23 protein-coding genes are annotated in these 23,981 nt (G+C 57.6%); 7 read left to right on the forward strand and 16 right to left on the reverse strand.

Annotated features, from left to right (window positions below):
• Positions 1-81 precede the first annotated feature (81 nt).
• Positions 82-1,029, reverse strand: a complete 948-nt coding sequence (locus tag E4T21_RS03125) for a LysR family transcriptional regulator (RefSeq protein ID WP_149283430.1) — start codon at positions 1,027-1,029, stop codon at positions 82-84.
• A 117-nt stretch (positions 1,030-1,146) separates the two neighbouring features.
• Here E4T21_RS03125 and E4T21_RS03130 point away from each other — a divergent pair, with 117 nt between their 5' ends.
• The 3 genes from E4T21_RS03130 (at position 1,147) to E4T21_RS03135 (ending at position 4,066) form a co-directional block, all read left to right on the forward strand.
• Positions 1,147-2,556 carry a sodium:solute symporter family protein gene (locus tag E4T21_RS03130; protein WP_187775100.1) on the forward strand — a complete coding sequence of 470 codons (1,410 nt, stop codon included), beginning with the start codon at positions 1,147-1,149 and terminating at the stop codon, positions 2,554-2,556.
• Positions 2,557-2,569: 13 nt separating this feature from the next.
• On the forward strand, positions 2,570-2,704 hold the full coding sequence (locus tag E4T21_RS21535; RefSeq protein ID WP_275898219.1) for a hypothetical protein: 135 nt from the start codon (positions 2,570-2,572) through the stop codon (positions 2,702-2,704).
• Positions 2,705-2,779: 75 nt separating this feature from the next.
• A complete protein-coding gene (locus tag E4T21_RS03135) occupies positions 2,780-4,066 on the forward strand; it encodes an NAD(P)/FAD-dependent oxidoreductase (protein ID WP_149283434.1) in 1,287 nt (428 codons plus the stop codon).
• 123 nt (positions 4,067-4,189) lie between these two features.
• Here the strand turns inward: E4T21_RS03135 and ppk1 are convergent, their stop codons facing one another.
• Positions 4,190-6,421, reverse strand: a complete 2,232-nt coding sequence (gene ppk1 / locus E4T21_RS03140) for a polyphosphate kinase 1 (protein ID WP_149283436.1) — start codon at positions 6,419-6,421, stop codon at positions 4,190-4,192.
• Positions 6,422-6,515: 94 nt separating this feature from the next.
• Positions 6,516-7,523, reverse strand: a complete 1,008-nt coding sequence (gene hemB, locus E4T21_RS03145; protein ID WP_420827722.1) for a porphobilinogen synthase — start codon at positions 7,521-7,523, stop codon at positions 6,516-6,518.
• 257 nt (positions 7,524-7,780) lie between these two features.
• Here hemB and elbB point away from each other — a divergent pair, with 257 nt between their 5' ends.
• Together elbB and E4T21_RS03155 are read left to right on the forward strand one after the other, a co-directional pair.
• Entirely contained in the window at positions 7,781-8,446 is a 666-nt protein-coding gene (gene elbB / locus E4T21_RS03150; RefSeq protein WP_149283441.1) for an isoprenoid biosynthesis glyoxalase ElbB, read from the forward strand.
• A gap of 184 nt (positions 8,447-8,630) precedes the next feature.
• A complete protein-coding gene (locus E4T21_RS03155; protein WP_149283443.1) occupies positions 8,631-9,071 on the forward strand; it encodes a YtoQ family protein in 441 nt (146 codons plus the stop codon).
• A gap of 118 nt (positions 9,072-9,189) precedes the next feature.
• Here the strand turns inward: E4T21_RS03155 and tatC are convergent, their stop codons facing one another.
• From tatC to E4T21_RS03220, 13 genes are all read right to left on the reverse strand, one after another.
• Positions 9,190-9,975, reverse strand: a complete 786-nt coding sequence (tatC, locus tag E4T21_RS03160) for a twin-arginine translocase subunit TatC (protein ID WP_149283445.1) — start codon at positions 9,973-9,975, stop codon at positions 9,190-9,192.
• Complete coding sequence (gene tatB / locus E4T21_RS03165) at positions 9,972-10,442, reverse strand: Sec-independent protein translocase protein TatB (protein WP_149283447.1); 471 nt, start codon at positions 10,440-10,442, stop codon at positions 9,972-9,974. The genes tatC and tatB overlap by 4 nt, the downstream gene beginning before the upstream one ends.
• 6 nt (positions 10,443-10,448) lie before the next feature.
• Positions 10,449-10,715 (reverse strand): Sec-independent protein translocase subunit TatA, encoded by a 267-nt coding sequence (gene tatA / locus E4T21_RS03170; protein ID WP_149283449.1) that lies wholly within the window; start codon positions 10,713-10,715, stop codon positions 10,449-10,451.
• Between the two features lie 87 nt (positions 10,716-10,802).
• Positions 10,803-11,141 carry a phosphoribosyl-ATP diphosphatase gene (locus E4T21_RS03175; protein ID WP_149283451.1) on the reverse strand — a complete coding sequence of 113 codons (339 nt, stop codon included), beginning with the start codon at positions 11,139-11,141 and terminating at the stop codon, positions 10,803-10,805.
• A gap of 38 nt (positions 11,142-11,179) precedes the next feature.
• Positions 11,180-12,802, reverse strand: coding sequence for a ubiquinone biosynthesis regulatory protein kinase UbiB (gene ubiB, locus E4T21_RS03180; RefSeq protein ID WP_149283453.1), 1,623 nt, complete (start codon positions 12,800-12,802; stop codon positions 11,180-11,182).
• On the reverse strand, positions 12,799-13,449 hold the full coding sequence (locus E4T21_RS03185) for a ubiquinone biosynthesis accessory factor UbiJ (RefSeq protein ID WP_149287007.1): 651 nt from the start codon (positions 13,447-13,449) through the stop codon (positions 12,799-12,801). The genes ubiB and E4T21_RS03185 overlap by 4 nt, the downstream gene beginning before the upstream one ends.
• A gap of 7 nt (positions 13,450-13,456) precedes the next feature.
• Positions 13,457-14,203 carry a bifunctional demethylmenaquinone methyltransferase/2-methoxy-6-polyprenyl-1,4-benzoquinol methylase UbiE gene (gene ubiE / locus E4T21_RS03190; protein WP_149283455.1) on the reverse strand — a complete coding sequence of 249 codons (747 nt, stop codon included), beginning with the start codon at positions 14,201-14,203 and terminating at the stop codon, positions 13,457-13,459.
• 123 nt (positions 14,204-14,326) lie between these two features.
• Positions 14,327-14,716: a gamma-butyrobetaine hydroxylase family protein gene (locus tag E4T21_RS03195; protein WP_149283457.1), complete on the reverse strand. Its 390-nt coding sequence runs from the start codon at positions 14,714-14,716 to the stop codon at positions 14,327-14,329.
• Positions 14,717-14,859: 143 nt separating this feature from the next.
• The gene (gene hslU, locus E4T21_RS03200) at positions 14,860-16,179 is read right to left on the reverse strand and encodes an ATP-dependent protease ATPase subunit HslU (RefSeq protein WP_149283459.1); all 1,320 of its coding nucleotides are present in this window, start codon (positions 16,177-16,179) and stop codon (positions 14,860-14,862) included.
• Between the two features lie 2 nt (positions 16,180-16,181).
• A complete protein-coding gene (hslV, locus tag E4T21_RS03205; protein ID WP_149283461.1) occupies positions 16,182-16,700 on the reverse strand; it encodes an ATP-dependent protease subunit HslV in 519 nt (172 codons plus the stop codon).
• 225 nt (positions 16,701-16,925) lie between these two features.
• The gene (locus E4T21_RS03210; protein ID WP_149283463.1) at positions 16,926-17,678 is read right to left on the reverse strand and encodes an SPOR domain-containing protein; all 753 of its coding nucleotides are present in this window, start codon (positions 17,676-17,678) and stop codon (positions 16,926-16,928) included.
• A gap of 3 nt (positions 17,679-17,681) precedes the next feature.
• Positions 17,682-19,367, reverse strand: coding sequence for an arginine--tRNA ligase (gene argS / locus E4T21_RS03215; protein ID WP_149283465.1), 1,686 nt, complete (start codon positions 19,365-19,367; stop codon positions 17,682-17,684).
• 182 nt (positions 19,368-19,549) lie between these two features.
• Positions 19,550-21,793 carry a primosomal protein N' gene (locus E4T21_RS03220; protein WP_149287008.1) on the reverse strand — a complete coding sequence of 748 codons (2,244 nt, stop codon included), beginning with the start codon at positions 21,791-21,793 and terminating at the stop codon, positions 19,550-19,552.
• 246 nt (positions 21,794-22,039) lie between these two features.
• Between E4T21_RS03220 and rpmE the strand changes: the two genes are divergently transcribed.
• On the forward strand, positions 22,040-22,252 hold the full coding sequence (gene rpmE / locus E4T21_RS03225) for a 50S ribosomal protein L31 (protein ID WP_149283467.1): 213 nt from the start codon (positions 22,040-22,042) through the stop codon (positions 22,250-22,252).
• 323 nt (positions 22,253-22,575) lie between these two features.
• Entirely contained in the window at positions 22,576-23,844 is a 1,269-nt protein-coding gene (locus E4T21_RS03230) for a malic enzyme-like NAD(P)-binding protein (protein WP_149283469.1), read from the forward strand.
• Positions 23,845-23,981 lie beyond the last annotated feature (137 nt).

Below are 23,981 nucleotides of genomic sequence, written 5' to 3' on the forward strand. Positions count from 1 at the left end.
CCCGGAGCGAGCTTCGGGGCATTTTTATTTGTTATGTGCTATCGAGATGGAAGGATATCGACACTTCGCTGTGATAGCTCGTCATGGGCTGGCCGAAGCGCGAGTACCGAACTGTTGTGAATACCGCTGGCAAGCTTCAATGCTGGCATGCAGATAGGGCAGAAACCCCTGGCATTGCCTCGATGGTGAATGGTAGCGCGACGTCACCACCGCAATATCGAGATCAATCGATGGCTCAAAGGGCACTACGGTAATTCTGCTGTCCCGGCGTGTCATGAATTGCTCCGCCGTCAGGGCATCGACGAGAGTGTGGCCAATACCCTGGTTGGCAAGTCCGATAGCCGACGGAAACAGGTGTGTCGAGACCACGACATGCACATTCACTCCCGCAGCACGCATGACATTACGCAGCTTGATGGTGCTCTGATGATGTTCGTCGAGACAGATGAATGGCAGCCCGTTCAGGTCTTCAGCGGTGACTGTTTCATGACCGATGAGAGGACTGTTCTCGGGCAGTACAAGATAGAGCCGAATACCATAACGGGTCACATCGAGTGCATGCATGTCATCCTGGATCTCGATTACACCGACATCAAACTGTCCTTCGGACACTGCATCTCGAATATGCAGTGAGCTGAAGGTCTGCAGGGACAACTGACTACCCGGATAGTCGCTCAGATAGTCAGCCATGATGCGTGGCATGACGCTCAGCGACATGCCTGGCTTGCAGCCAACCAGTAGTTTGCCGGCTCGCCCCTGGCGTAGCCCGTCACTGAGTTCTCCGAGGTGCTTGAGTGAGGTGAGCACACGCTCCACCCCTTCTGCCAGGTATTCGGCTTCGAGCGTCAGCTCGGTGCCATAGTGATTACGCCGGAAGAGCAGAAAGCCGACTTCCTGCTCGAGATTGGCGATGGCAGCACTCACTGCAGGTTGGCTCAATTCCAGACGGCGGGCCGCCTTCGTCAGGCTGCCGGCGCGCACGACTTCCTGAAAGATCTGCAGTTGACGCAGGTGATGGCGAATCTTCATCAGTGATACGTACGTATAGATTGGATTTATAAATACATAAGTATGTCTAAGTTGTGTTTATGTCCAGAGAAAATGATCCTGAAGGCACCCAATAATGTCTACAAAGAGGGTACCGCAATGCATCCTTTCGACCTCCTGGGTCTTGTCACGTATTTCATTATCCTGGTTCTTGTGGGATACCGCAGTGCTAAAAGAGTCTCCGGTAGCGCCGACTTTGCTGTCGCTGGCAATCGAATCATCTGGCCAGTACTGTTTGCCACGCTGGCGGCATCCTTTCTTGGTGGAGGAGCCTCGATGGGGCAGGCTGGAAAAGCCTTCTCTGAAGGTTATGCCTTCATGTTTGCTGCGTCGGCCTTCCCGATTGCGACCATGATCTCAGGTATCTGGATCGCGCCAAGGCTCAAGCGCTATGCCAATGCACATACGGTTGGCGACATCATGGCCCACCATTTCGGGCCAACTGCACGCCTGGCAACCGGTGTGTTCTCGGTGGTTTTCTGTATTGGAATTCTTGGTGCTCAGGCGCTTGCCGTAGGGACTGTCTTTCATGCCATCGTGGGTATTGATACTGCGACTGGCATTATCATTGGCATGGGGGTTGTACTGCTCTATTCGACCATTGGCGGCATGTGGGCAGTGATCCAGACGGATGTTATCCAGTTCCTGATGCTGGCGGTGTTTCTGCCGCTTACCATGATGATCGGGGTGCATCAGGTTGGAGGTGCAGAAGCGCTTGTGGCTGCGCTGCCGGAGACGCACTTTTCCATCATGGGCAACTACTCGGTGAGTGCCTTTGCCAGTATTTTCCTGGCTTTCCTGCTTGGTGAAACACTGGTGCCGCCTTATACCCAACGGGCACTATCCGCTCCTGATGCCCGTCATGCGCGCATTGGGTATACCGTCGCAGGTGGTTTTGGCTTGGTATTTTATTTTATCAGCGCCACGATCGGGCTGGTTGCCGTCCTGCAGTATCCTGGCATTGTCCCTGACTTTGCGGTGCCTACTCTGATTCGTGATGCCTTGCCTGTCGGCTTGACAGGGTTGGTGTTGGCATCACTGCTTGCGGTGGTGATGTCGACGGCAGACTCCTACCTCAATTCGGCGGCTGTCAGTTTCGTCAGCGATATTTACAAGCCTTTCATCAATCCGAATGTCAGCGATCGTAGAAAACTGTGGATCGAGCGTGTGGTCAATCTGCTGATTGGCATCGGTGCTGTCATCTTCGCCCTGTACGCCACCTCAATCGTTGATGCGTTATTGCTCAGTTATACGCTCTGGGCCCCGACTATCCTGGTGCCGTTTGTGCTGGCGGTGATGCTGGATCTACGTTGTTCGCGCTCTGCCGTCGCCGCGATGCTGGCTGGTGCTGTGGTGACCGGAATCTGGGAGTGGGGGCCTTTCGCACTGCAGGATATGACCGGTGTCAGCGGCCTGGTCGCTGGGGTATTGGCCAATATCGGTGTTTTCGTTGCGGTCTACTGCCTATGTCGGCGTGTATCGGGCAATTCAGCGAATACACAAGCTTGAGGAGGGTATCACCATGGGACTCTATAGCTTCAGCATCTATGCCGCTTCTCTGATTAGCCTGCTTGCTGCTGTCGGGGTCGGTATTGCCTCCTGGCGCTTCTATTGTCGCAGCGAATCAATCTCTGTAGATGACTCGAAACCTGATTGAGGCACTGGTCCCGCCGCCAGTGTCGAAAAGCCTGATGCAGTTCTTCCCTTCTGGCCACCAAACAAGGAAGTATTCATGACATCCATCGCTGTCATCGGGGCTGGCATCATTGGTCTTGCAAGCTGTCGAGCGCTAAAGGCAAAAGGCCTTGATGTGACGCTTGTCGATAGGCAAGCGTCAGGTGAAGGCACGTCGTATGGTAACGCCGGCTTGATTGCCGGCTATGCCAACAGTCCACTGGCAAGCTGGCAGACACTAAAGCAGCTGCCGGGGCAGGTTTTCAGCAATACGCCATCCATCAGCATCGACCCACGTTATACCCTGTCCATGGCGGGGTTTTCCGTACGCTTCATGCGGGCTGCGACAGCGTCGAGGTTCCAGCGCCATTACCGGGATCTCAATGTGTTGCTGGAGCACGCTGTCGAGGCTCAGCACGGGTTGCTTGATAGTCTTGACGAGCCTTCTCTGTGGAGTGACAGCGGCTGTCTGCAGGTGATTCGCAATGACACCAGGCTGGCAGCACGGTTATCTGAAATGGCCGGCAGCAAGCAGGCTGAAGGGATCCGCTGTGAAGCATTGGGAGCCGCTGAAGTACAGGCTCTGGAGCCGGAGCTGAATGATGCTGGTCTGTTGGGTGGGCTTTACTTTCCGGCTAGCCGCTTTCTGCGGGATCCGCGAGCCGTATGCCAACGCTTGTGGACACAGTTGGCAGAGCAAGGCGTCCAGCGTATCAATGATCATGTCGAATGCCTGCGGCCACGGCAAGGTGGTGGATGGCTGCTTGAACATGGCAATGGAACACATGGCAAGGAGACAACCCATTTCGATGCCGTGGTGCTGTGTGCCGGCTTGGCCAACAATCACTTGCTCAAGTCACTTGGTATAGCGCTGCCTGTTGTCAGTGAGCGCGGATACCACCTGGCGTTGTCAACACCACTTGCACTGGTACGCCCAGTTGGTTGGTTGGCACATCACTTCTATGCAACACCGATGGCCAATGGTGTGCGTCTGGCAGGTACCACAGAGTTCTGCGCTCCGAAGCAGGCGCCAGATACGCGGCGTTGGCATCATCTGAAGAACTGGGGGCAGGAGCTGTTTGGGCGTTCTCTCTCGCCTTCCAGTCAATGGCTGGGAGTGAGGCATTCGAGCCCGGATGGTCTGCCTGTGGTTGGCCAGGTGCCAGGGATGCCGGGGTTGTGTCTCGCCTATGGACATGGTCACCTGGGCGTCACTCTTTCGGCGCTGACCGGAGAGCTTGTCGCTGCCTCGGTAGCAGGGGAGGCACTCCCAGAATTTGCTGCCGCACTGGCTCCATCACGTTTTCTCAGGGGTGTCGGAAAGAAAGACATCATCAAGCGCTAATGCGGGTTCTCGTCAGTGTGCAGTCTGAACGCCTCAGCATGTGAGAGTCCGTCACGGAATAGGAGCACGACAGGCCCCTTTAGTGTGTCTCTAGGGGCCTGTCGTGCTGTCTAGGGTCTTGAGTCAGGCCCGGGCAGCGTAGGCGTAGAGCATGGTTTCCTGGGCACTGATCGGATCGGAGTCACCTGGTTCCTGCTTGGTGTAACTGCCGTCGCTCTGCAGCAACCAGGCCTGGCAGTTGTCGACGAGATAAGTTTCCAGGTCCTTGCGTACCCGGGCAGCAAGCTTCTTGTCCAATAGCGGGAAGCAGGTTTCGACACGGTGGAACATGTTGCGAGCCATGAAGTCGGCGCTGGAGCACCAGGTTTCCAGGTCGCCGTCATTGTGGAAATGAAAGACCCGGGTATGCTCCAGGAAGCGGCCGACGATGGAGCGTACGCGGATGTTCTCCGAGATATCCGGCAGGCCAGGGCGCAGGCAGCACATGCCGCGGATGATCAGGTCGCACTCCACACCCGCCTGGGAGGCACGGTACAGGGCTCGAATCAGCTTGGGCTCGGTCAGGGAATTGCACTTGATGATGATATGGGCACGCTTGCCCTTACGAGCCAGATCGGCTTCCCGGTCAATCATTGCCACCATGCGGTCGTGCAAGGTGAAGGGGGCATGCAATAGAAGTTCGATCTCGCGGGCCCGGCCCATGCCAGACAACTGCTGGAAGACCTTGTGCACATCAGAGCACAGCTTGGGATTGGCCGTCAGCAGGCTGTAGTCGGTGTACAGCTTGGCGGTCTTGGAATGGTAATTACCGGTGCCCAGGTGTGCATAATGGCGTAGCTGGCCTTTCTCGCGCCTTACGATATGCATCATCTTGGCGTGAGTCTTGTATGCCATGACGCCGTATATGACGATGGCCCCTGCCTCCTGGAGACGTGATGCCAATGCCAGGTTGTCAGCCTCATCGAAGCGTGCGCGCAGCTCGATGACAACGGTAACTTCCTTGCCGTTACTGGCAGCTTCCACCAGCGCGTTGACAATGGGCGAGTCGGCGCCGGTGCGATACAGCGTCTGCTTGATGGCCAGCACGTCTGGGTCGCGGGCCGCTTCACGCAAGAGTTCCTCGACCGGAGAAAAGGCCTGGAAAGGATGGTGGAGAAGAATATCGCCTTCCTGCATGGCCTGCAGCAGGCTGTCTGACTTCTTGGCTGTCTTGGGCAGGCCTGGTGTGAAGGATCGATACATCAGGTCGGGACGGTCCAGATCTCCCAGCATGGACAGCATGCGGGTCAAGTTGACAGGTCCCTGGACGCGATACAGATCACTGGGTACAAGCTGGAATTGCTTGATCAGGAAATCGGAGAGTTCTTCCGGGCAATTATCGGCTACTTCGAGGCGTACACCACTGCCGTAGCGTCGGGCCAGCAGTTCGCCGCGCAGGGCTGAAGCCAGGTCGGAAACTTCTTCTGGATCGACCGTCATGTCGGCATTGCGGGTGACCCGGAACTGATAGCATCCTTTGACCTTCATGCCGGGAAACACTTCGTCGGCATGCGCATGAATCATCGATGACAGGAACACGTATTCGACGAAGCCTTCTTCGCACAGCTCCTGGGGTAGCGCGATCAAGCGTGGCAGTGAGCGAGGTGCGGGCAGTATGGCCAGGCCGCCTTCGCGGCCAAAGGCGTCCTTGCCTTCCAGGGCGACGATGAAGTTGAGACTCTTGTTGACCAGGCGCGGGAAGGGGTGTGATGGGTCCAGGCCGATAGGGCTGACCACCGGCACGATTTCCCTGACGAAGTAATCATGAACCCAGGATCGCTGCTCCTTGGTCCAGTGGCCACGACGACGGAAGCGAATACCCTGAGCTTCCATGGCCGGGATCAGCGTGTCATTGAGAATGTGGTACTGGCGTTCGACCTGTTCGTGGGCGACGCGTGAAACTTCTTCGAGTACGGATTGAGGGCGGCGGCCGTCGGCGCCAGTGGTGTCATCTCCCATGGCGATCTGGCTTTTCAGTCCAGCAACGCGAATCTCGAAGAACTCATCCATGTTCGAAGAAAAGATCAGCAGGAACATCAGGCGGTTGAGCAGAGGATGCGCTTCATCCAGAGCCTGTTCGAGCACACGGACGTTGAACTGCAGATGTGACAGCTCACGGTTGAAGTAAAGACTTGGGTCGCTGAGGTCCGTTTCCTGGTCGACGGGGCCCTTGGGGCGGATGCCGGTACGGGTGTGATTGAGCCGAGGAGCGGGAGCATCCACCGAACTGTCAGGAGGGACGCTTACCGTTCCAATGGTGCTGTCAGGCTTATCCTGGACAGCGGATTCGGAGGAGCGGTCCTGGGCATCTTCCATGGTCTTACCTCGTCAGTTGCAGATAATGGAAGGGTGCCATCCCTCCCCGGAGCGCCGCACATGCATGAATTGAAGCGGCGGTCACGGTGCTGGTCTACTGCGTCAGCAGGCGCGCAGCACGTTTGGCAAAATATGTCAGCACGCCGTCGGCGCCAGCGCGCTTGAAGCACATCAGTGACTCGAGAATGGTACTGTCCGCATCCAGCCAGCCGTTGTCGAAGGCAGCCATGTGCATGGCATATTCACCACTGACCTGATAAGCGAAAGTCGGTACCTGCAGTTCGCTCTTCACACGATGCACCACATCCAGGTAAGGCATTCCTGGTTTGATCATCACCATGTCGGCGCCTTCCGCAATGTCCATGGCGACTTCCTGCAGTGCTTCGTCACCATTGGCAGGGTCCATCTGATAAGTCGACTTGTCGGCCTTGCCCAGATTGCCTGCTGACCCCACGGCATCCCGGAAGGGGCCGTAGTAGCGGGAGGCATATTTGGCGCTGTATGCCATGATGCGTGTGTTGTGCAGGCCTTCCTGTTCCAGCACTTGGCGGATGGCTTCAATGCGCCCATCCATCATATCTGAAGGAGCGACCACATCGGCGCCAGCTTCAGCGTGAGAGAGAGCCTGCTTTATCAGTGTTTCCACGGTACGGTCGTTGGCGACATAACCAGTATCGTCCAGAATGCCGTCCTGGCCGTGGCTGGTATAAGGATCCAGAGCCACATCAGTGATGATGCCAAGTTCGGGCACTGCGCTCTTGAGTGCGCGAACGGCACGCTGTACCAGGCCTGAAGCGTTATAGGCTTCTTCTGCCAATTCACTTTTCCTGTCGTTGTTGACCACAGGGAACAGTGCTATAGCCGGGATCCCCAACTCATGGGCTTCTCGGGCTTCCTCCACAAGTACATCAAGCGACATACGCTCAACGCCCGGCATGGACGGCACCTTTTCCCGCTGATTCTCACCTTCAAGGATGAAAACCGGCCAGATCAGATCGGCGGGTGTCAGGGTGTGTTCGCGCATCAGGCGACGCGAGAAATCGTCGCGACGCATGCGCCGGAGGCGCGTATTGGGGAACTGGCGGGGAATGATGACACTCAAGTTCATGCTCCATAAGGATAAAAGTATTCCGCCACAGGTGATTTTGGTGACCTTATATGACAGTGGCGTGACAATTAATGAGTATATTCCTTGTATTTGCCTGTCCGAAAGACAAGGGGGAGAAAGCAAACGGAGGAAGACAGTTGTCGCCCTTCCGGGGACTCTCTAGAGTAGAGGCTGTTTTGCCCGCGTCGTATGCTGGGCCGGACGAGCGTCGTCCTGGTGTACTGTCGCTGCATCCACCCAAGGAGAGAGACATGAGTAAAAAGGTTGCCATCGTTCTGGCGGGAAGCGGAGTACAGGATGGCTCGGAGATCTATGAAACGACTCTGACCTTGCTGCGTCTGGATCAACTTGGCATCAAGTATGGTTGCTTTGCCCCGGATATTCCTCAGCATGAGGTCGTTGACCATTGGCGTGGGGAAGCTACCAGCGAAACGCGTAATGTTCTGGTGGAAGCTGCACGTGTGGCTCGTGGTGAAATTTCTCCTCTTGATGAGCTGTCGGCTTCCGACTTTGATGCGGTTATCGTGCCTGGCGGTTTTGGCGTGGCCAAGAATCTGTCCGATTTCGCCGAAGCTGGCTCGCAGATGGTCATCAATGAAGTGCTGCGCGAGGTGTTGATCGAGTTCCATGACGCACGCAAGCCCATTGGCCTGATCTGCATTGCCCCTGTTCTGGTGCCGCGCCTGTTCGGGGCGGGCATTGCTGTGACCATTGGTAACGATCCTGCGGTGGCGGGCGCCATCAGTGCCATGGGAGGACTGCATCGTACCTGCCCGGTAGATGACATCGTCGTCGATTTCGAGCATCGCATCGTGACGACACCGGCCTATATGGTCGCTAACCGTATCAGTGAAGCTGCCGAAGGTATCTTCAAGCTGGTCGAGCGCATCAGCGAGATGGCCGATATCAAGATGTAAGGGGCTTGTTGGGTTGGAGCCCGGCCATGTGCCGGGCTCTTTTGTCTGCACGATCACACGACAGCCACCACTTCCTGCATCTGCATTGCGATGCTGCGGTATTCATTGTGATCCAATGTTTGTATACAAAAAAGGCTGGCGTAAAATGTCACGTCATCCAGACCCTGACAATGAGGAGAGATCAATGAGCTTCCACGTTTACCTTTCTGGCGAGATCCATACTGACTGGCGTGAAGAAATTCGTCGTGGTGCCGAGGCGGCAGGCCTTGATGTGATCTTCACCTCTCCGGTGACAGACCATGATGCCAGTGATGCTGCCGGCGACCATCTAGGTGAAGAGCTTCAAGGCTTCTGGCGTGACCAGCGTTCGTCCAGAGTCAATTCCATCCGGACGCGTACCTTGATTGAGCAGAGTGACATGGTAGTGGTGCGTTTCGGTGACAAGTACAAGCAATGGAATGCGGCTTTTGATGCGGGCTATTGCGCCGCGCTGGGGAAACCCTATGTGACCCTGCACGATGAGGATATTGTGCATCCGCTCAAGGAGGTGGATGCGGAGGCGCAAGCCTGGGCGAAGACACCGGCACAGGTTGTGCAGATCCTGCAATACGTCCTGCGTGCCTGACCCTGCACGAAAGGTAAAAGTGTGCTGGCAGGAGAAAGCGTACTGCCAGGAAAAACGCCATCGCCGCCCCATGGGGCGGCGATGGCGTGACTGTCGAAAACGTTCTTCTCCGACAGAGCTACTCTTCTGTCTCTTCCCCGTCATCGGGCTGACGGCGTTTCTTTACCAGCCTTCCGGCGAGCAGCCCGACTTCGTAGAGCAGGTACATGGGAACAGCCAACAGGCTCTGTGAGACCACATCCGGTGGTGTCATCAGCATGCCGATCACGAAGCATCCCAGCAGAATATAGGGGCGCTTGGCGCTGAGGCTGGCAACGCTGGCGGCTCCGCTCAGAATCAGCAGAAAAGTGGCAATGGGGATTTCAAAGGCAATGCCGAAGGCGAAGAACAGCTTCAGCACGAAGTTCAGATACTGATTGATGTCCGTCATCACCGTGACGTTCTCTGGCCCGGCCTGGGTAAAGAACGCAAACAGCAATGGGAATACCACGTAATAGGCAAAGGCCGCACCGAGATAGAACAGCACGACGCTGGATGCCAATAGCGGTAGCGCCAGGTTTTTTTCGTTTTCATACAACCCCGGGGCGACAAATGCCCAGGCTTGATGCAATACGAAAGGCATGGCGATGAAGACGGCCACCACCAGGGTCAGCTTGAACGGGGCCAGGAAGGGAGATGCAACTTCTGTTGCGATCATCGATGAACCTTCCGGCAGAAGGGCCATCAATGGGTCGGCAACGAATTGATAGATATCGTTGGAGAAAGCATACAGCGCCAGGAAGATCACCAGGATGGCAATGACTGCGCGCATCAGCCTGGAACGCAGCTCTACCAGGTGCTCGATTAGTGGGGCGTGCCCCTCCTCGGATGAAGAAGGTGGGGGAGTGTCACCGGTCTGACTCATCGCGTGGCGGAATCCTTATCATCGGGCTGTGCTGTCAAGGCAGACGAACTGTCGGAAGCGCTTGTCTCCGAGGGTGCTGTGTTGCGCGAAGCGGTATCGTCGGCTGAAGCAGCTTGCGTAAGCGTCTCATCAGTTGCCTTGGCAAGCGTATCTGCCTTGGCGCGAGGAGACTCAGAGGTGCTGCCCTGTGAGGCATCGGATGACGGTTCGTCAGCGATGGACTCTACATCGCGCTTCACCTTGCTGACACTGTCATCGAGCTTCTGCTGTTGTTCCTTGAGTTTCTGGCGCAGCTCCTCAGCTTCAAGCTGAGCATTGATTTCGCGCTGGATACCTGCCACTGACCGCTTGATACGTCCAACCCACAGCCCGGCCGTGCGGGCAGCCTTGGGCAGGCGTTCTGGGCCCAGTACCAGCAGGCCCACGACGCCAATGACCATGAGTTCCAGGAAGCCGATATCGAACATGCAGGCTTACTTGCGTTCTTCGGAGGATTCGGACTTGCGTTCGGCCTCGACATCGTAAGTGTTGGTGCTGTCGGACGGCTCGTCATGACGCACCTGGGCCTGCGGCTTGGAGGTTTCGCTGCCGTTCTCATCGTCGTCGTTGACCGCTTTCTTGAAGCCCTTGACGGCACCACCCAGGTCGCCACCAATGTTCTTGAGCTTCTTGGTGCCGAAGATCAGGATGATGATGGCGAGAACGATCAGCAACTGCCAGATACTGATACCACCTAACATAAATAAGCTTCCTCTATGTGTGTTGTTCCGCTTTGCCCTGGGAAATGCCTCTGCACCCGGGAAATACGGCATGTATTCAAGGTTTCCTTAACGCTTTGACCGAGAGGCTTTCTCTTCGTGCCCTGAAACGCCAAAACGCTTGGCCAACTCCTCAAGCACCTGGCGATGATCAAGTCCCAGGTGCGACAGCATGACAAGGCTATGAAACCACAGGTCTGCAGTTTCGGCGACCAGGGCTTGATGCGAAGCGGGGTCACTGGCATCTGCGTCCTTGGCAGCCAGCACTGTCTCGACCGCTTCCTCGCCTACTTTCTCGAGTATCTTGTTCAGCCCCTTGTGATGCAAGGATGCCACATAGGATGTTTCCGGGTCGGCGTGGCGGCGATCTGCCAGGGCGGCGTCAAGTTGATCGAGAATATCGCTCATTGGTTAAGGTTCCATGTCATGGAATAAGCAAAGGGTCATCAGTTCCACAGTACCAGCACAGCACCGATACCTGCAGCCAAAAGAATGGGCAGGGACTGCTGGCCCAGCCAGTGGCTCAGGGGTTGCCAGGCCAGAGCCAGAGCAATCAGGCCCAGTCCCAGCCGGGTGCGGCGGACACGGCTGCTCTGGCGACTGAGCTGACGCTGCAGCTTGTCGAGTGTCTCGGTCTGCTGGCCAAGGTGTCGTGAACGACGCTCATGCTGGGTAAGGGCGTGATGGGCCAAGACCGGCAGCTCAGGCAATTGGCGGGTAAGCTCTGGTGCCTGGCGCTTGAAGGATTCCCACATGCCTCCGATACCGGCACGTTCTTTCATCCAGCGTTCAAGGAAGGGCTTGGCTGTGGCCCACAGGTCCAGGTCAGGATACAGCTGGCGACCCAATCCTTCGATATTGAGCAATGTCTTCTGCAGCAATACCAGTTGAGGCTGTACTTCCATATTGAAACGCCGAGCCGTCTGGAACAGGCCGAGCAGAACCTGGCCAAAGGAGATGTCCTTTAGCGGTTTCTCCAGGATAGGTTCGCAGACGGTACGCACTGCAGCGGCAAATTCGTTGGCTCGGGTATCTTCTGCCACCCAGCCGGATTCAATATGCAATGCCGCGACTTCATAGTAATCCTGGTGGAAGAATGCCAGTAGATTGCGTGCCAGATAGTCCTGATCTTCCCGGGTCAGGCTGCCGACGATACCGCAGTCGATGGCAATGTATTGCGGGTCTTGCGGGGTTTCCCTGGAAACGAAGATATTTCCTGGATGCATGTCCGCATGGAAGAAATTATCGCGAAATACCTGAGTAAAGAAGATTTCCACGCCTCGCTCGGCCAGGCGTCGCATATCGGTATTCTGAGCCCTGAGGGCATCGATGTCGGCCACCGGGACGCCATGAATGCGCTCTTGCACCATCACACGGTGACGGGTCAGTTCCCAGTGGATGGCGGGGACGTACAGTAGTGGCGAATTGGCAAAGTTACGCTTGAGTTGCGAGGTATTGGCGGCTTCTTTGGTCAGGTCGAGTTCGTCGAACAGGGTGACTTCATAATCGCGCACGACTTCCACGGGATGCAGGCGACGAGCCTCCGGCAGGCGTTGCAGAGTGCGTGCCAGGAGATACAGCAAGGACATGTCCTGGCGCATCACTTTCTCGATGCCTGGTCGGATGACCTTGACCACCACCTCTTCTCCAGTGGGCAATACTGCAGCATGGACCTGGGCGATGGAGGCTGAAGCCAGGGGTTCACGAGAGAACTCGGCAAAGGCCTCTTGCAACGTTATGCCTAATTGGCTTTCGATCAGAGCTTCGGCCTGTTCTCCGGGAAAGGGGGGAACCTGATCCTGCAGACGCTTGAGCTCATTGGCGATGTCATCAGGGAAAAGGTCTCGCCGGGTGGAGAGCATCTGACCGAACTTGACGAAAATAGGGCCCAGGGCTTCCAGCGACAGACGCAATCGCTCTCCCCGGGAATACTGGCCGAGCGGCACAACCTTGAGCGGGGACCATTGGAAGACCAGGCGCAGCCACCAAGGAAACCTGTCCAGCGGCAGCAGGGTATCGAGACGATAACGGGTGATCACCCAGAGAATGCGCAATGGCCGCAAGATCATGAACGTTCGGCCTCCGTGCTCAGCAGACGTTGGAGTCGGGCCAGTCGTGCTTCAGTGCGGTCGGTTGCCAGTTCCAGATCGGTGAGTGCGTCGCGCAAGGCTTCAAACTGGTGACGTCCAGGCAGCAGACGGGCTTCTTCGAAGACATATTCCGATACATCGGCACGCAACTCATGCTGGGTGCGCAATCCCCAGCGTGCCAGGCCACGCAGACCCTCAGCCAACTGGTGGGCCGGGACATCGCCAAGCCAGCTGGCCAGTTGGGATTCCCAGTCAAGATCGAGATCGAGAATCAGGTCGCGGGTCGCCTCGAGCAAATGCACTTTACCGCGCACGGCAAGTCTGCCGGAAAACATCAGGCGTTCCATTTCTTCGCCAGAAACTAGTGCCCCGAGGGTTTCGGCGTCGAGTTCGACGATGGCATCGAAATCCGCTTCCTCGATATCGTCAATATCCGTTATCTGCAACAGGTCGATGCCTTGAGCATGATAGGCAAGTACCAGAGCACAGTTGGGGGATTCCAGACGCAACAGAATGCGCGAGCCCGCCAGGGCCGACAGGCGAGCTGGAGCTGCAGGGTCTCGAGACAGCAGTGCATTCAGGGTTTTCTCGATGCCGGCCAGCATCAGGGTCGGAGTCAACGCCATCATGTCCTCACAGCTTGATACCGCGGTGCAATGCGACGATACCACCAGTGAGGTTGGTATATTCGACACGTTCCAGTCCGGCACTTTCCATCATGCCCTTGAGTGTCTCCTGGTCCGGGTGCATGCGGATGGACTCAGCCAGGTAGCGGTAGCTCTCTGAGTCACCGGCTACCAGTTCCCCCATCTTCGGCAGCAAGCGGAACGAGTATTCGTCGTAGGCCTTGGTCAGCATCGGGTTGGAAGGCTTGGAGAACTCCAGCACCAGCAGGCGGCCGCCTGGCTTGAGGATACGCGCCATGGAAGCCAGGGCCTTGTCCTTGTCAGTGACGTTGCGCAGGCCGAAGGCAATGGTGATGCAATCAAAGGTGTTGTCTGGGAAGGGCAGGCATTCGGCATTGGCCTGGACAAATTCGACATTGCCGCCGACGCCATGGTCGATCAGCTTATCCCGGCCGACGCCCAGCATGGAGGCGTTGATGTCGGCCAGCACGACCTTGCCCTCGGGACCGACCAGGCGAGAGAACTTGAGTGCCAGGTCTCCAGTACCACCTGCGATATCGAGTACCTTGTGACCCGGGCGGACACCTGCGCGCTCAAGCGTTATGCGCTTCCACAGACGGTGGACGCCGAAGGACATCAGGTCGTTCATCAGGTCATAGCGAGAGGCTACGGAATGGAAGACATCGGCCACACGAGCGGCCTTTTCTTCGACCGGAACGTCCTGATAACCGAAGTGAGTGGTGCGCTTGTCCATAGGATTCCTGGGTCGTGAAATCGATCGGGAGCATCGCCGACGGATACTCGAGTGGGCCACATTGTAGCGCCGCATCAATGCCGTTGTCTTTGGCAAGCGCCATGGCATTGATCCGGTCGTGTCTTACAACTGTTTGATCTCGATGCCCAATGGCTCGCGGGACGCCCCTGCATCCTCCAGGCGCTTGAGATAATCCGCCCAGTTGGCATCGTGATCACGAATCAGAGCGTAGAGGTATTCCCAACTATACAAGCCACTGTCATGGCCATCATCGAAGTGTAGTTTGAGTGCATAACGGCCGGCTTGGGTGATGTTGGACAGGCCGACATTCTTCTTGCCGACCTGCAGGGTCGCCGTCTCTCCGCCATGGCCGCGTACTTCCGCTGAAGGCGAGAAAACGCGTAGATATTCCACGCTGAGACGATGGCTGGAACCGTCGGGATAGCCGATCTCCAGCTCGCGAGCCTTCTTGTGATAGTGCACCCGGGAAGGTACAGGAGCAGTCGTGGACATGAGTACCTCGATGAGTCATGAGTCTCTACATGATAAGACACCCCCTGAGAGCAGAAACTCCAGGGGGTGTCGGTCAACGGCATGAGGACGCTATTCAGCGAGTCCATTGCTATCGGCAGGACGGCTGGCCGATGGTAATGGCCTTACAGAATGTAGCGCGACAGATCCTCATCCATGGCCAGTTCTCCAAGCTGGGAATCGACATAGGCACGGTCGATGATCAGTCCTTCACCGAAGTCTGCCCCCTTATAGGAAGCGTCTTCCAGCAGGCGCTCCATCACTGTGTGCAAGCGACGAGCGCCAATGTTTTCGGTGCCTTCATTGACGCTGTAGGCGATTTCGGCAATGCGCTCGATGCCGTCTTCGGTAAATTCCAGCGCCAGGCCATCGGTGGCCATCAGTGCCTGGTATTGACGAGTCAGGGCTGCGGATGGTTCGGTCAGGATACGCTTGAAGTCCTGAGGTGTCAGAGCGTTGAGCTCGACACGAATCGGCAAGCGTCCCTGCAGTTCCGGGATCAGGTCCGATGGACGCGAGAGGTGGAAAGCGCCCGAGGCAATGAACAGAATGTGGTCGGTCTTTACCATGCCGTACTTGGTGGACACGGTGGAGCCTTCGATCAGCGGCAGCAGGTCACGCTGGACCCCTTCACGGGAAACTTCTCCCCCGGATTGGCCATGGCCCTTGGCCACCTTGTCGATCTCATCGAGGAAGACGATACCATTTTGCTCTACCGCCTCGATGGCACGAGACTTGATATCGTCCTCATTGACCAGCTTGCCGGCTTCTTCATCGCGTAGCAGCGTCAGGGCTTCACGCACGGTAGTCTTGCGGGTTTCGGTCTTGCCCCGTCCCATGCCGGAGAACAGGCTGGAGAGCTGCTGGGACATTTCCTCCATACCTGGTGGGGTCTGAATCTCGAAGCTCGGTGCCTGAGGGGAAACCTGAATGTCGATTTCCTTGTCGTCCAACTGGCCTTCACGCAGTTTCTTGCGGAACATCTGGCGCGTGGAACTCTCTTCCCGAGGCTCGTTTTCCTGCCCGCGGGGCGGCGGCAGCAGTGCGTCCAGAACACGATCTTCCGCGGCATCTTCCGCGCGGTGACCGACTTCGGCCTTGGCCTGCTCACGTACCAGCTTGATAGCGGCCTCGGTCAGGTCTCTGATGATCGATTCCACATCGCGGCCGACATAGCCGACCTCGGTAAACTTGGTGGCTTCGACCTTGATGAAAGGGGCTTTGGCCAGCTTGGCCAGGCGACGGGCGATTTCGGTCTTGCCGACACCGGTCGGGCCAATCATCAGAATGTTCTTGGGGGTGACTTCCTGGCGCAGTTCCTCGCCGAGCTGCATGCGCCGCCAGCGGTTGCGCAGGGCAATGGCCACAGCGCGCTTGGCATCCTGTTGGCCGACGATGTACTGGTCCAGAGCGTGGACAATCTCACGGGGCGTCATCTGGGTCATGGTCAAAGCTCTTCCAGGGTCACGTTATGGTTGGTGAACACGCAGATATCGCCTGCAATTTCCAGGGACTTTTCCGTGATTTCGCGGGCACTGAGGTCCGTGTTCTCGAGCAGGGCGCGTGCTGCAGACAGGGCAAAATTGCCGCCGGAACCAATAGCGATGATGCCACGCTCAGGTTCCACGACATCACCGTTGCCGGTAATGATCAGCGATGATTTCTTGTCGGCTACCGCCAGTAGTGCTTCCAGACGGCGCAGGGCGCGATCGGTACGCCAATCCTTGGCCAGCTCTACGGCCGCCTTGACCAGGTTGCCTTGATATTTCTCGAGCTGGGCTTCAAAACGCTCGAACAAAGTAAAGGCATCGGCGGTACCGCCTGCAAAACCTGCCAGTACCTGGCCGTGGTACAGGCGACGCACTTTACTGGCATTGCCTTTCATCACGGTATTGCCCAACGACACCTGGCCGTCGCCTGCGAGCGCCACCTGGTCGCCGCGGCGCACGGAAACGATCGTGGTCATGGAGAAATCTCCTTGTGGGAAGCCATGCTTCCGGTGACTGTCGAGGACGGGAGTACGCTCCCGCATGCCTCTCGAATAAGCATTGGGCTAGAAGTGTGGGCGGTTGAAGGAAAATTCAACTGTAGAGAATGCGCAGAGGGAGGAAAGCCATAAGCCTCAGGCGGCACCCGTGGAGTACAGGCGGTGATCCAACTGTGCTTATGGCTTATGGCTTATGGCTTACATTCAGTTCTGCAACTGAATCAGCAGTGGTTCGATACCTTGTGTGCTCATCAGGTCCTGGGCTCGGGCCAGCTCCTGGCGATCACTGTACGGGCCAACTTGAACGCGGTGCCAGGTAGCACCTCCAGCGGCCTCTACATCACTGATCTTGGCCAACAGGCCGAAGTCCTTGAGGCGACTGGCCAGTTGGTTGGCATCGGCGATATCGCGGAAAGAAGCTGCCTGAAGCATGTAGCGCCGATTGGCACTGGCCGTGGCGCTACTGGCTGTCGGCTTGGAGGCAGTCTGCTGAGCGCTTTCCTGCTTGGCATTGGTTGCCGCGATGACCGCTGCGATAGGATCATCCCCGGAGATTCCCTCGGACTCTGATTCCTGCTCAGGCTTTCTTGCCGCTTCCGGTCGCTTGGCCGTGGATACCGGCATATCGGCATCAGGAGCAATCACTTCGGATTCTGGCAGCAGGGTGTAGAACTCGAAAGTCGGCATGGGAGGTTCATCACTGCCCCCACCTTTGGCCTCACTGTCTCCTTGCTGACTGCCGGAGGGTTTGGGCAGAACTGCGGCCACTTGCGAGCCCTGGTCCTGCCAGGGGGCCGTGCCATTCTGGTAGTGCGCCAGGAGGTAGCCGGCCGCAATGCCGGCACCCGCCCACAGCCACCAGGGCAATCCGCCCCGACCGCTGGCCGGGGTGGATTTACGCTTCTTGCTTGAGGTCGCTCCGCGCTTGCGCGGTGGGGTGGTCTTGCGGGTGGCCATGCCTTACATCTCCTCTGGTGCACTCACGCCAATCAGGTCGAGGCCGTTGCGCAGCACCTGGCGGGTGGCCAGACCCAGAGCCAGACGGGCATTACGCAGTGCGGCATCGTCGACCATCACCTTGCACGCGTTGTAGCAACTATGGAAGTCCGCTGCCAGGTCCTGTAAATATTGTGCGATCTGCTGCGGCTCGCGAGAAGCGGCTGCATGGCTGACCACTTCCGGATAGCGAGCGAGGCGATTGAGCAGGGCCTTTTCCTGGTCAGCTTCGAGCAGGCCCAGGTTGGCCAGAGCCAGCTCATTATTGAAGTCAAGTCCTTCTGACTCTGCCTTGCGCAGCACGCTGCACACTCGGGCGTGAGCGTACTGGACGTAATACACCGGATTATCGTTGGACTGAGAGCGGGCCAGGTCGATGTCAAAGGTCAGTTGCGAATCGGCACGCCGGGCAGCAAGGAAGAAGCGAGTGGCATCGCGACCCACTTCATCGATCAGATCGCGCAGGGTGACATAACTGCCGGCGCGCTTGGATAGCTTGACCTCGACCCCGGAACGCGTCACCAACACCATCTGGTGCAGTACGTAGTCGGGCCAACCTTGGGGAATGTCGACGTTCAGTGCTTGCAGGCCGGCACGAACCCGAGTCACGGTGGAGTGGTGGTCAGCTCCTTGTTCGTTGATCACAGTGGTGAAGCCGCGCTGCCACTTGTCGAGATGATAGGCCACGTCCGGCAGGAAATAGGTGTAGCCACCTTCCTTCTTGCGCATGACCCGATCCTTGTCATCGCCGAAGTCGGTCGTGCGTAGCCAAAGAGCGCCGTCCTTCTCGTAGGTGTGGCCATTATCGGTCAGGCGTTGGGCGGTCGCCTCGACCTTGCCATCCGTATACAGAGATGACTCGAGGAAATAGACATCGAATGCCACGCCGAAGGCGCGCAGGTCGAGATCCTGCTCGCGGCGCAGATAGGCCACGGCGAAGTCGCGGATGGCGTCAAGGTCTTCCGGATCGGCCTGAGCGGTGACATGGCGATCATCGGCGTGCACCGTCTCGCCAGCCAGATAGGCCTTGGCCACATCGACAATATAGCCGCCACGGTAGCCATCTTGCGGCCAGCTTTCGTCATCCGGACCGAGTCCCTTGGCACGGGCCTGCACGGACAGTGCCAGGTTGGTGATCTGGGCGCCTGCGTCGTTATAGTAGAACTCGCGAGTGACATCGTAGCCGGTCGCTTCGAGCAGACGGCACAGGCAGTCACCGACGGCAGCGCCGCGGCCGTGCCCGACATGCAGCGGGCCGGTCGGGTTGGCGGACACGAACTCGACCTGAACCTTTTGCCCCTGGCCGAGCATGCTGCGACCGAAACTGTCGCCGGCTTCAAGCACCTGGCGCACAACCTGGGCAGCGGCGTCGGTTGCCGCGAAGAAGTTGATGAATCCGGGACCTGCGATTTCTACCTTGGATACGGCGCTGCTCTCGGGCAGGGCGTCGATCAGACGCTGGGCTACCTCGCGTGGCGGTTTGCCGGCGGGCTTGGCCAGCATCATCGCCAGATTGGTGGCATAGTCGCCATGGGTCTTGTCCTTGGTCGGGTCAACCTTGTAGGCCGGAGAGAGACCCGAGGGGATGACCTCTTGCTGCTTGAGCTCGGAAAGGGCAGCGTCGAGCAGCGCAACGATAGTGTCTTTCATGAAGTCTATGTGTCCTGTGGCTCGGTGACGGGCAACCAGAAAAAAAGACTACGCAAGCGTGTTGCTGCGCGGAACTTGGCATTTCCTGTGCGTATGCGTCATAAAATTTGCCCGTCGGCGGGCAGACCGAACATTATCTGCGATTGGCGCCTTCCTTTAAAGGTCGCGCCTCGCATCGCCACTCAATTGAGTGTCTGCGGATCGATATCCAATGACCAGCGTACCCGACGCATCGCGGGGTTGGCTTCCCCCCAGTGAACCAGCCAGGCACAGGCCTCATGCAACTGGCTGCGTCGCTCGGCCATCAGCATGACCTGCATGTGATAGCGATTCTGGCGACGTTCCATGGGAGCGGGCACAGGACCAAGGCAGTCGACCTTCAACTGGTGTTGCTCGAGATGATTGCGTAATGCGTCTGCGGCTTCTTTGGCCAATGTCATGACGTGTTCTTCTCGAGGGCTTTCCAGGCGCAGCAATGCCATGAAGCACATGGGGGGAAGCTTCGCTATGCGGCGTTCATCCAGCAGCGACTCAGCCAGAGCGTCGTAGCCTCTCTCGGCCAGCAAGCGCAGATTGGGATCATCCGGGTGCATGGTCTGTACCATTACCCGGCCTGGATGAGAGGCACGCCCGGCACGCCCAGCCACTTGTTCAAGCAGTTGGGCGCTATGCTCCAGGGCTCGGAAGTCGCTGGCATATAGGCCAGCATCGGCGTTGACGACCACCACCAGGGTGACGTGGGGCAGGTGATGGCCCTTGGCCAGCATCTGGGTGCCAACCAGCAATGCGGGCTCGCCACGGCGAATTTCCGTAAGGATCTTATCCAATGCATCCTTGCCCCGGGTGCTGTCTCGGTCGATACGATGAACCGGCGTTTTGGGGAAGGTTTCGGCCAGGGATTCTTCAGTGCGTTCCGTGCCGCTACCCAGGGGGCGAAGGTCGGCACTTCCGCACTTGGGGCAGGCATCGGGAAGAGGGCGACGGCGGTCGCAGTGATGGCAGGCCAACACGGGTGGCTGGCGATGCCAGGTCATGCGAGCGTCACAATGGTCGCAGTCAGCCATCCAGCCACAGGAATGGCACGCCAGGGTGGGAGCAAAGCCACGCCGGTTGATGAAAACCAGCACTTGATGACCTGCTTCCAGGGTGGCCGCGATGGTATCCCGTACAGGAGCAATCAGTCCTCCATGACGAGGACGTCCTTTGAGATCAATCAGTTCCAGCCTGGCAGGGGCATGGCGCGTGGCGCGCTGGCGCAGACGCAGGTGGCGATAGGTGCCCTGCTGAGCATGATGCAGGGTTTCCAGAGAAGGGGTCGCGCTACCCAGCAACAAGGGAATATCGTGGTGCTTGGCGCGGGCGACGGCCAGGTCCCTGGCGTGGTAGCGCAGGCCGTCCTGCTGCTTGAAGGAGCTGTCGTGCTCTTCGTCGACGATGATGACCCCCGGACGTGCCAAAGGCGTGAAGACCGCTGAGCGAGTGCCGATGACAATGGCCGCCCGACCGTTGGCGGCGGCCTCCCAGGCATCCAGGCGCTGCAGGTCGCTCAGCCCCGAGTGGAGTGCCACAATGGGGGCCCGGAAACGTTGCTGGAAGCGTCCCAGGGTCTGGGGGGTGAGGCCGATTTCAGGAATCAGGACCAGAGCCTGACGCCCCTTGGCAACCACAGCCTCGATCAGTTGCAGGTAGACCTCGGTCTTGCCGCTGCCCGTGACACCGTGGAGCAGGCAAGGGTGAAAACGCCCAAGACCTTCGCATAGAGCATTCAATGCCGTGGCCTGTTCGGCGTTGAGGGGCAGTGCAGGGTTGGCCAGCAGGTTCTGAGCAGGTGGCCACTCAGCAGCATTCATCGGTTCTTCAAGGAGTTCGACCAGGTGCTTGGCTTCCAGGGACCTGAGCTGCTCTCGGCTGAATCCTTGGGCAAGAATGGACTGGCTGGTCAGCCCCTGGGGATGCTGACACAGCATGGTGAACAATTGTGCCTGCTTCGGGGCTCGTGCCAGGGTGTGGCTGGAGGATTCATGGTCCGGCAGGACACGCCAACGTTCCCGTGTGCGCGTTTCCAATGGGCGTCCTTGACGTAGCAATACCGGCATGGCGTGCATCAAGGCATCGCCGAGAGCATGCTGGTAGTAGCGCGCCGTAAAGCGACATAACCACAGCCAGTCCAAGGGCAATGGGGCTTTGTCCAGACAGGCTTCGATAGGCTTGAGTCGAGCTAGAGGAAGGTCACTGCTGTCGCGACATTCCATGACCACGCCAACCACCTGGCGGCGGCCGAAGCTGACCCGGACACGAAGCCCGGGCACCCAGCCGCATGGCGGAGGGGCTCCCTTGGGCAAGTAGTCGAAAAGGCGGCGCAGTGGCGAAGGCACAGCGACACCCAGTACTCGGGGGGAGGTCGAGCGGGGTGAGGTCGAGGAAATATCTTGCAATTGGCCTCCACTGGGAGTTCTGCTAAAATGCCCGCCCGCTTCCACCAAGCCCTGAACTTTGATCGCTGTCTGCAGCAATGGATTCAGTGGTCTGGCTGTCCAGGTCAGGGTGGATGCTTACCACCGGTCGGCACGGGGGCAGATGCTGTAATCACTGCTTTTCAGCCCCGGCCATTACCCTGTATGCGGTGCCTGGCAATGGATCAGGTGGCGGCATACCGATTGATGAGGTTCAAGATGAAACAAGGTATCCACCCGGAATACAAGACAGTTACTGCGACCTGCACCTGTGGCGCCGCTTTTGAAGTGGGTTCCACTGTGGGTCATGACCTGCACCTGGACGTGTGCTCTCAGTGCCACCCGTTCTACACCGGTAAGCAGAAGCAAGCTACCACTGGTGGCCGTGTCGAGCGCTTCAACAAGCGTTTTGGTGCTGCAATCAAGCGCTGATCACCGATTGTTTCAGTGCTTCAACAAACCCGCCCCTCGAGGCGGGTTTGTTGTTTCTACTCGGAAGAAGAGGCTCTTGTCATATCCTGGCACAAGGTGGAGTGCAGGTGTTCTGGACGATGACTAAGCTTCGTATCATGGGCTTCATCATGATGTCGTGAGGTTGCGATGTTGCGGTGCGGCAAAATTATGCTGCTTTTAGCGGTGAACGTCTTCAAACGAGTGCCTAACAGGACGGAAATGGTTTTTCATTGAAAAATGGAAAAAATTTCTATATTCTGAAGGAACCCTATGTCTCTCTTATCTGGATACCGGACACAAGCATGAGTGACGATAAGAAGCAGGCGGCGCTGGACTATCATGCGCTCCCTATCCCCGGCAAGCTCTCTGTTGAGCTGACCAAGCCCACTGCAACTGCAAAGGACCTGTCGCTGGCCTACAGCCCCGGCGTGGCTGAACCGGTCCGTGAGATTGCCCGTGACCCGGAAAATGCATATCGCTATACCGGCAAGGGTAACCTGGTAGCAGTGATCTCCGATGGTACCGCCATTCTTGGCCTGGGTAATCTCGGCCCCCTGGCCAGCAAGCCAGTCATGGAAGGCAAGGGCGTACTGTTCAAGTGTTTTGCTGGCATCAACTCTGTCGATATCGAAGTCAACGCCGAGAGTCCTCAGGCATTCATTGATACCGTCGCGCGTATTGCGGACAGTTGGGGCGGAATCAATCTCGAGGACATCAAGGCCCCGGAATGTTTTGAAATTGAGCGGGCGCTGATCGAGCGCTGCAATATTCCTGTGTTTCATGATGATCAGCACGGCACTGCGATCGTCACTGCAGCGGGTATGCTCAATGCTCTGGATATTGCCGGCAAGGCCATCGAAAAGGCCAGTATCGTGTGCATGGGCGCTGGCGCTGCTGCCATTGCCTGCATGAAGCTGCTGGTTTCCTGCGGTGCCAAGCCCGAGAACATCGTGATGCTGGATCGCAAGGGAGTGATTCACTCGGGACGTGAAGATCTCAACGAATACAAGGCCATGTTCGCATGCGAGACCAGCAAGCGTACGCTTGACGATGCCATTGATGGCGCCGATGTGTTCGTTGGTCTGTCTGGCCCTGGGCTGATGAGTGCCGATCACATCCGCAAGATGGCCAAGGATCCTATTGTCTTCGCCTGCACCAACCCTGATCCGGAGATTCATCCTGACCTGGCCCGTGAAACACGTCCAGACGTGATCATGGCGACAGGGCGTTCGGATTATCCGAATCAGGTCAACAACGTTCTGGGCTTCCCCTTCATCTTCCGTGGTGCTCTTGATGTGCGTGCCACTCGCATCAACGAAGCGATGAAAGTCGCAGCGGTGCATGCGATCAAGGATCTTGCTCGTGAGCCTGTGCCTCAGGTCGTGCTGGATGCCTATGAGAGAGAGGGTATGAGCTTCGGGCGTGACTACATCATTCCCACCCCGGTGGATAGTCGTCTGCTTGAGCGTGTTACTTCCGCCGTGGCTCAGGCTGCCGTGGATTCGGGAGTGGCCCGTAAGCCATATCCTTCTCATTATCCGCTGAAGAGTATCGAAGACGTTTACGGCTAAATGCTAGTGGAAACGTGTTGCCGGTGATCCACTGGCATTGCGATAGAAAAACGTACGAGGATACGTACGCACAGCAATGAAGAAGACATAAAAAGAACAACCCGCGTCGAGAGAAAAGAGCCCTGCCTGTATGAACC

The organism is Halomonas binhaiensis, assembly GCF_008329985.2.
Classification (GTDB): Bacteria; Pseudomonadota; Gammaproteobacteria; order Pseudomonadales; family Halomonadaceae; genus Halomonas; species Halomonas binhaiensis.